Here is a 7,222-nt window from a genome sequence, read left to right on the forward strand (position 1 = left end):
GCATTGGTCCGTCGAGTTCGCACACGATGGGGCCGATGACGGCGGCCGCGCGTTTTCTTGACGAGATTTTGAGCGGCGACTGGCCGCGTCCTGCTGGTGCCAAGGTCGACCGGGTAGGTGCAAGCCTGCATGGCTCGCTCGCCTATACCGGTGTCGGCCATGGCACCGACCGTGCCGTCATGCTCGGCTTTTATGGGCTGACGCCTGTCACCGTCGACCCCGATCAGACCGATGCGCTGGTCGAACAAATCTCCCGCGACAAGCGCGTCGCGCCGCCCGGTCATCCGTCCTACCGCTTCGATCCTGCCATAGACCTTGTGCTCGACAAGAAGACGCCGCTGCTCGGCCACGCCAATGGCATGGCTTTTTATGCCTATGACGCAGGCGACCGGCTACTGCTCAAGCGCATCTACTATTCGATCGGCGGCGGCTTCGTCGTTTCCGAAGAAGAGCTGCAGCGCATGAAGGCCAAGACTGTGGCACCCGCTGCGGGCAAGCGCGTGYCATACCCCTTCGCCAATGCCGTCGAGATGCTCGCCATGGCTTCGCGCGGGGGACTGTCCATCGCCGAGATGAAGCGGGCCAACGAAGAAACCCATATGCCGCGCACCGAGCTCGATGCCGGTCTCGACGCGGTCTGGGACGCGATGAGCCGCTGCATCGATCGCGGCCTGTCTCAAGAGGGCATCATGCCGGGTGGCCTCAAGGTCCGTCGCCGGGCGCGGCAACTGCACGACAAGTTGCAGGAGCAGTGGAGCCAGAACCGGCCCAACCCGCTGCTCGCCAATGACTGGCTGTCGATCTATGCCATGGCCGTCAACGAGGAGAACGCGGCCGGTGGACGTGTCGTCACAGCACCAACCAATGGCGCTGCCGGCACGCTGCCCGCCGTGCTGCGCTACTGGCTGCATTTCCATGTCGAGGCCGACAAGGACAGCATCCGCGACTTCCTGCTGACCGCCGCCGCCGTCGGTGGCATCATCAAGACCAATGCGTCGATTTCGGGTGCCGAAGTCGGCTGCCAGGGCGAGGTCGGATCGGCGTCGGCCATGGCAGCTGCAGGCCTGTGTGCGGTCATGGGCGGAACGCCCGAGCAGGTGGAGAATGCCGCGGAGATTGCTCTGGAACACCATCTCGGTATGACCTGCGACCCCGTTGGTGGCCTCGTCCAGGTGCCGTGCATCGAGCGCAACGCGCTCGGCGCGGTCAAAGCGGTCACTGCTGCTTCACTTGCCATCAAGGGCGACGGCAAGCACTTCGTGCCGCTCGACGCGGCAATTGAGACCATGCGCCAGACCGGCATGGACATGAGCGAGAAGTACAAGGAAACCAGCCTTGGTGGCCTCGCGGTCAACGTCGTCGAGTGCTGAGCCTGGCCCAACAGGCTCGCCTGTGCAAAACCGCTGCCGGCGTTGAACGCGCCGGCTGGAGGCGCTAGTTTTCAGGCCATGTCACTGAACATGATCAAGCTCTGCGTCGGTTGCGACAGCGTCGAGGATCTCGAGGAATGGATCGCCTTCCGGCTCGACGAGCGTCGCCGCGCCGGCGATCCTGTCGAACAGTTCCATACCACCCGCATGGTTCCGACCCGTGGTGCCGAGCTGACCAGCGGAGGCTCGCTCTACTGGGTGATCAAAGGCAATGTTCAATGCCGCCAGCGCCTGCTCGAAATCCGCCCGTTCGTCGATGGGGAGGGCATTTCGCGCTGCCATCTCATCTTGGATCCCGCTGTTGTGCGCACCGACTGGCAGCCGCGCCGGGCCTTCCAGGGCTGGCGTTACCTCAAGATCGCCGACGCCCCGGCAGATCTCGCCCAAGGCAACGCAGCACTCGCCGAAATGCCGCCGAAACTGCGCCTGGAATTGGCCGAGCTCGGACTGCTCTAAAGCAGTGGCGGCAGCACGCAATGTCGGGCTTGCAAGCGGACGCGCGCCGCCACATCTTGATTGTCGATGAGCGACGAAAACAAAACCCCGGTTACTTCAGCAAATCGTCCGCCGGCCGAACGCCGTTCGGACTCTGCTGCCATAGATGCTTTCGTGCGCCAGGCCCGGGCGCTTGCCACCGGCAAGGCCAATGGCCGACTGGTTCTGGCGCTTGATGCCACCATGAGTCGCCAGCCGACCTGGGATCTCGCCTGCGAGGTACAGGGCCAGATGTTCGACGCCGTTGGCAAGACAGGAAGGCTGAATGTGCAGCTTGTCTATTTCCGCGGGCTCGGCGAATGCCGCGCGTCGAAATTCGTCGCCGAGACAGCTTCCCTCAAGCATTTGATGACATCGATCCAGTGCCGCAGCGGCCTGACGCAGGTAGGCAAGGTGCTGGCGCACACGCTCAAGGAAACAGCGAACGCCAAGGTCGACGCGCTGGTCTACATTGGCGACGCCATGGAAGAAAACATCGACGAGCTCGCCGAGAAGGCTGGCAGGCTCGGCTTGCTCGGTGTTCCGGCCTTCATTTTCCAGGAGGGCCACGACGTCGGGGCCGAGCGCGCCTTCAAGGAGATCGCGCGCCTGTCCAAGGGTGCCTGGTTCCGCTTTGACCGCAAGGCAGCTTCGAACTTGTCCAAGCTCCTTTCGGCGGTTGCCGTATTCGCCACCGGCGGCATCAAGGCGCTGGAGGCGAGGGGCCGTCCGGAAGATATTTTGATGATCGAGCATCTGAGGAGTGGCAAGGCGCCATGACAGTTTTTGCCGCCATTGCAGCGGCCCTGCTTTTTTCCGCGTTGGCTGTTACCGCTTTCCTGCGGGCCGACGCCACCCAGCTTGCCAATGCCCTGAAGGTTGCGGGTCCCCTGACGCTAGGGCTTGTCGGCCTGATACTGCTGCTGTTGGGCCGCGCGGCTGTCGGTGGTGGCCTGATCTCGGCTGCTTTGGCCTGGTATGCCGCAAGCAAAAGGGGCGGTTCTGCCAGCAAGACGCCAGGAAGGCGGTCGACTGTTCGCACCGCAGCTCTTGAAATGGAACTGGATCACGACAGTGGCGGCTTGCAGGGATTTGTCCTGGCTGGCCGCCAGGAAGGCAAGTCGCTGGCCTCGCTCGGGCTTACCGAGCTGAAAGCGCTTTATCAGGAGCTTTCCAGTGACCCGGAAAGCCGTCAGCTACTTGAGACCTATCTTGACGGCCGTTTTCCCGTCTGGCGAGAAGACGCGCAGCCTGACCGTAACGACGGGCAGCGTGTTGCGCCAGGTTCTGGCGCCATGACTAAGGAGGAGGCCTACAAGGTCCTTGGTCTTGAAGCGGGGGCCGCCGCGGCGGACGTCCGCAAGGCGCATAGACGACTGATTCAGCGCCTGCATCCCGACCTCGGAGGCTCGTCTTTCCTCGCGGCGAGGATCAACGAAGCCAAGGACGTCCTTCTCTCCGATCATCATTAAACTCTCCTTCGACACAGAACTTTTCCAGGAGGTGGCAGGTGCCTACTGCGCGATGGCGTAGCAGGCGATCTTCTTCTTCTTGAGCGCGTTGCAGGCATTCCAGGCGGAATCCTTGGAATCAAAGCCGGCAAAGCGGGCGCGGAAATAGGTGACGCCGCCCTTTTCGAAGGGCACCGTGAAGCCGGAAGCATCGGCGAGAACCGTCGGCACCTGCTTGGCGGTCTTGTCCAGCAGCGCACGGGCTTCGCCTTCGCTCGGCGAAGAAGCGACTTGGATGGCCCAGCCCGAGGGCAGCGACGCAGTCTTCATCTGGTCGAGTGCAGCGACAGCGGGAGCGGGAGCCGGGGCAGCATAGGCCTGTTCGGTTGCTGCAGCTTCAACCGGGGCGCGATCGTTTGCCTTGCGGATCTGGAAGGGGATCTTGCCGCCAAAACGCTCGGTCGAGGCCATGGCAATCTTCGGCTGCGTTGCAAGCCCAATGACCGGCTTCGGCGCGGGGACTGCTGCCACGACTTCCGCGTCAGTCGTCACGACTTCGTCATCCGAAGCATCGGCGACTTCGATTGCTTTCGCCACCGGGCGGTTGTCAGGCGTCGGAGCATTGCTCTTGGGCAGCTTTGCCATCAACGCCGGGGTCTCGATCTTGGCGATCAGGTCGCCACCGCCGCCGCGCTTGGAAGCCTGCGGAATGTAGGTGTTGAGCAGCTGGGCCATCTGGTTGTCGCGGCTCGGGCCGCTGGTGCCACCGAGGACCACGGCGACGAGCCGGCGATTGCCGTCCTGTACCGAGGAAACGAGGTTGAAGCCCGAAGCGCGGGTGTAGCCGGTCTTGATGCCGTCGACGCCTTTGATGCGGCCGAGCAGGCGGTTGTGGTTGGCGATCCGCTGGCGACCAAAGGCAAAGCTGCGGGTCGAGAAGTATCCGTAATATTGCGGGAAATGTTCGCGCAGCGCGATGCCGAGCTTGGCCATGTCGCGCGCGGTGGTGAACTGGGCTGTGTTGGGCAGGCCRTTGGCGTTGCGAAAGACAGTTCCGTTCATGCCGAGGCTGCGCGCCTTGGACGTCATCATGCGGGCGAAGTCCGCTTCCGAGCCGCCGATCATTTCGCCGAGCGCGGTCGCGGAATCATTGGCCGAACGCGTGATCAGCGACAGAATCGCGGCTTCAACGGTGATCGAACCACCGGCCTTCACGCCAATCTTGGTCGGCGGTTCTGCTGCGGCGTTCTTGGAGAAGACGACCTTGGAGTCCTTCTGGATCCGGCCCTTGGCCAGCGCCTCGAAGGTCAAATAGAGGGTCATCATCTTGGTCAGAGACGCCGGATAGCGGCGAGAATCCGCATTCGACGAGTGCAAGGTCTCGCCGGTGTTCGCATCGATGACGATGGCTGCGTATCTGCTGTCTTTTGCCGCCGAAGTGGGGGCTGCGGACGCCAGGCCGATGGCTGCGGCGAGAGTGAAAACCATGAAAGATTTGATGGATATAGCCGACTTGAGGACTTTGCCCGGCAACGCTTGACGCACTGTTACACCCTTGAATTATTGTTGATGAGGGCGGCAAAGGTTCCTGCCCCGTGTCGTTGCACAGTAGGGTCACAGCGTTACCAATAAGTTTATGGTAACCGGCTCGTTCACACTTTTGCTCGGGCTTTAGTCTAACTTTATCGAAGTCAGGGCGGATGCCTCAGGCTCGCGGAATGACGCTGGGTCAGTTGACATCTTGTGCGCTGCACAATATCTAGGCTGCATCGCACAATCGCATAGCGCAGCGCTCCCAACCCAAAAAGGAAGTAGCGATGACCCAGACCTATGAAGATTTCAGCAAATACGGCAAGGAATTCGTCGACAACGGCCTGAAGAGCTACGCATCGCTCTCCAAGGGTGCCCAGGCGATCGCCACCGAGACGACCGACTACACCAAGAAGACCTTCGAGACCGGTGCTGCCACCTTCGAGAAGTTGCTCGGCGTCAAGTCGCTCGAAAAGGCCGTCGAAATTCAGACCGATTACGCCAAGCAGGCCTATGAAGGTTTTGTCGCCGAAGCGACCAAGCTTGGCGAGCTTTACGCGGAATTGGCCAAGGACGCCTACAAGCCTTTTGAGTCGCTCGTCGCCAAGGCGAAGTGACCGGCTGGTCCCCGATTTCGCGGGGCTGGGTCGAAAGCCCCACCAGATAAGACCCGCCAGACATGACCCGGTTGCGCCAGCGCAGCCGGGTTTTTTGTTTTTCTTTGCATAAGCGCTTCACGTTTATGGCAAATCAGGCCCTGCTAACCTGCTCACCGTATTGTCAGCACGTCAGAAGGGCTTAAAATCCGTCTGATGACACCTACATGACGAAGTGTGTCGGAAACGATGAAGGGCAGGACCAGATTGACGACCGGCTTGGATGCCACGAGACTTGATGTGGCGCGGATGCAGAACGGTGACGAGGGAGGCAACGGTCCAGGCCGTGGCACCGCCGTCATCACCCGTACAAAGACAAAAACCAAGCGGCCGAGCCTCTACCGGGTGCTCATCCTCAATGACGACTACACCCCGATGGAATTCGTCGTGCATGTGCTCGAACGCTTCTTCCAGAAGGACAGGGAGGCCGCTACCCGCATCATGCTGCATGTCCATAATCATGGCGTCGGCGAATGCGGGATCTACACCTTCGAAGTGGCCGAGACTAAAGTGTCTCAGGTCATGGATTTTGCCAGACAGAACCAGCATCCGCTGCAATGCGTGATGGAGAAGAAGTGAGGTATTGAATGCCGGCTTTCTCCCAAGGCCTCGAAAAGGCGCTGCATCAGGCGCTGACGCTCGCCAATGAGCGTCACCACGAATATGCAACKCTCGAACACCTGCTGCTCGCCCTCATCGACGACAATGAGGCAGCGGCCGTCATGCGCGCCTGCAACGTCGATCTCGACGACCTGAAGCAGACCGTGCTCACCTATATCGATACCGAGCTTGATAACCTCGTCACCGGCTACGACGAGGATTCCAAGCCAACGGCAGGTTTCCAGCGCGTTATCCAGCGCGCCGTGATCCATGTGCAGTCATCCGGACGCGAGGAAGTGTCCGGCGCCAATGTGCTCGTCGCCATCTTCGCCGAGCGCGAGAGCCATGCCGCTTATTTCCTGCAGGAACAGCAGATGACCCGCTACGACGCGGTCAACTACATTTCCCATGGCATCGCCAAGCGTCCCGGCGCCACCGAAAGCCGCGCCCCCCGCGGTGCGGACGAGGAGCAGCACGGCCCGAACGGCGAAGCGAGCGAAGACAGCGGCAAGAACAAGAAGCAGCAGGACGCGCTCACGGCCTACTGCGTCAACCTCAACGTCAAGGCCCGCGCCGGCAAGATCGATCCACTGATCGGCCGCGAGCCCGAGATCAACCGCACCATCCAGGTGCTGTGCCGCCGTTCCAAGAACAATCCGCTCTATGTCGGCGATCCCGGCGTGGGCAAGACGGCGATTGCCGAGGGCCTCGCCAAGCGCATTGTCGAAGGCGATGTGCCCGAGGTGCTTCTCGATGCCACCATCTTCGCGCTCGACATGGGCACGCTGCTGGCCGGCACGCGTTACCGTGGCGACTTCGAGGAGCGGCTGAAGCAGGTCGTCAAGGAGCTCGAGGAGTATCCTGGCGCGGTGCTGTTCATCGACGAAATCCATACCGTGATCGGGGCTGGCGCAACTTCGGGCGGTGCGATGGACGCGTCCAACCTGCTCAAACCTGCACTGTCGTCGGGTGCCATCCGTTGCATCGGCTCAACCACCTACAAGGAGTTCCGTCAGTTCTTCGAAAAGGACAGGGCGCTTGTGCGTCGTTTCCAGAAGATCGACGTCAATGAGCCGACGGT

The 7,222-nt window shown here is 61.5% G+C and carries 8 protein-coding genes; 7 read left to right on the top strand and 1 reads right to left on the bottom strand.

Features of this window, described 5'->3' with window-relative positions; translation table 11 throughout:
- Positions 1-2 precede the first annotated feature (2 nt).
- From AC1DUU_RS18670 to AC1DUU_RS18685, 4 genes are all read left to right on the top strand, one after another.
- On the top strand, positions 3-1,370 hold the full coding sequence (locus AC1DUU_RS18670; RefSeq protein WP_476784897.1) for an L-serine ammonia-lyase: 1,368 nt from the start codon (positions 3-5) through the stop codon (positions 1,368-1,370).
- Positions 1,371-1,448: 78 nt separating this feature from the next.
- Entirely contained in the window at positions 1,449-1,886 is a 438-nt protein-coding gene (locus tag AC1DUU_RS18675) for a DUF1489 family protein (protein ID WP_476784898.1), read from the top strand.
- A 66-nt stretch (positions 1,887-1,952) separates the two neighbouring features.
- Positions 1,953-2,684, top strand: a complete 732-nt coding sequence (locus AC1DUU_RS18680; RefSeq protein ID WP_476784899.1) for a VWA domain-containing protein — start codon at positions 1,953-1,955, stop codon at positions 2,682-2,684.
- Positions 2,681-3,376 (top strand): DnaJ domain-containing protein, encoded by a 696-nt coding sequence (locus AC1DUU_RS18685; protein ID WP_476784900.1) that lies wholly within the window; start codon positions 2,681-2,683, stop codon positions 3,374-3,376. Before AC1DUU_RS18680 ends, AC1DUU_RS18685 begins: the two co-directional genes overlap by 4 nt.
- A 42-nt stretch (positions 3,377-3,418) precedes the next feature.
- Here the strand turns inward: AC1DUU_RS18685 and AC1DUU_RS18690 are convergent, their stop codons facing one another.
- A complete protein-coding gene (locus AC1DUU_RS18690; protein WP_476784901.1) occupies positions 3,419-4,843 on the bottom strand; it encodes a D-alanyl-D-alanine carboxypeptidase in 1,425 nt (474 codons plus the stop codon).
- Between the two features lie 329 nt (positions 4,844-5,172).
- On the opposite strand from AC1DUU_RS18690, the gene AC1DUU_RS18695 reads away from it, so the two are divergent.
- From AC1DUU_RS18695 to AC1DUU_RS18705, 3 genes are all read left to right on the top strand, one after another.
- Positions 5,173-5,502: a phasin family protein gene (locus AC1DUU_RS18695; protein WP_476784902.1), complete on the top strand. Its 330-nt coding sequence runs from the start codon at positions 5,173-5,175 to the stop codon at positions 5,500-5,502.
- A gap of 288 nt (positions 5,503-5,790) precedes the next feature.
- Positions 5,791-6,120, top strand: coding sequence for an ATP-dependent Clp protease adapter ClpS (gene clpS, locus AC1DUU_RS18700; RefSeq protein WP_055977693.1), 330 nt, complete (start codon positions 5,791-5,793; stop codon positions 6,118-6,120).
- Positions 6,121-6,128: 8 nt separating this feature from the next.
- Positions 6,129-7,222, top strand: a 1,094-nt coding sequence (locus tag AC1DUU_RS18705) for a Clp protease N-terminal domain-containing protein (protein ID WP_476784903.1), incomplete at its 3' end; no start/stop codon positions are given.

It is taken from the genome of Aminobacter sp. P4_H6_2, assembly GCF_056400805.1.

Coding starts and splice junctions, on each gene's coding strand:
- AC1DUU_RS18675 (WP_476784898.1), top strand. CDS start 1,449: ATGTCACTGAACATGATCAAGCTCTGCGTCGGTTGCGACAGCGTCGAG.
- AC1DUU_RS18680 (WP_476784899.1), top strand. CDS start 1,953: ATGAGCGACGAAAACAAAACCCCGGTTACTTCAGCAAATCGTCCGCCG.
- AC1DUU_RS18685 (WP_476784900.1), top strand. CDS start 2,681: ATGACAGTTTTTGCCGCCATTGCAGCGGCCCTGCTTTTTTCCGCGTTG.
- AC1DUU_RS18695 (WP_476784902.1), top strand. CDS start 5,173: ATGACCCAGACCTATGAAGATTTCAGCAAATACGGCAAGGAATTCGTC.
- clpS (WP_055977693.1), top strand. CDS start 5,791: ATGCAGAACGGTGACGAGGGAGGCAACGGTCCAGGCCGTGGCACCGCC.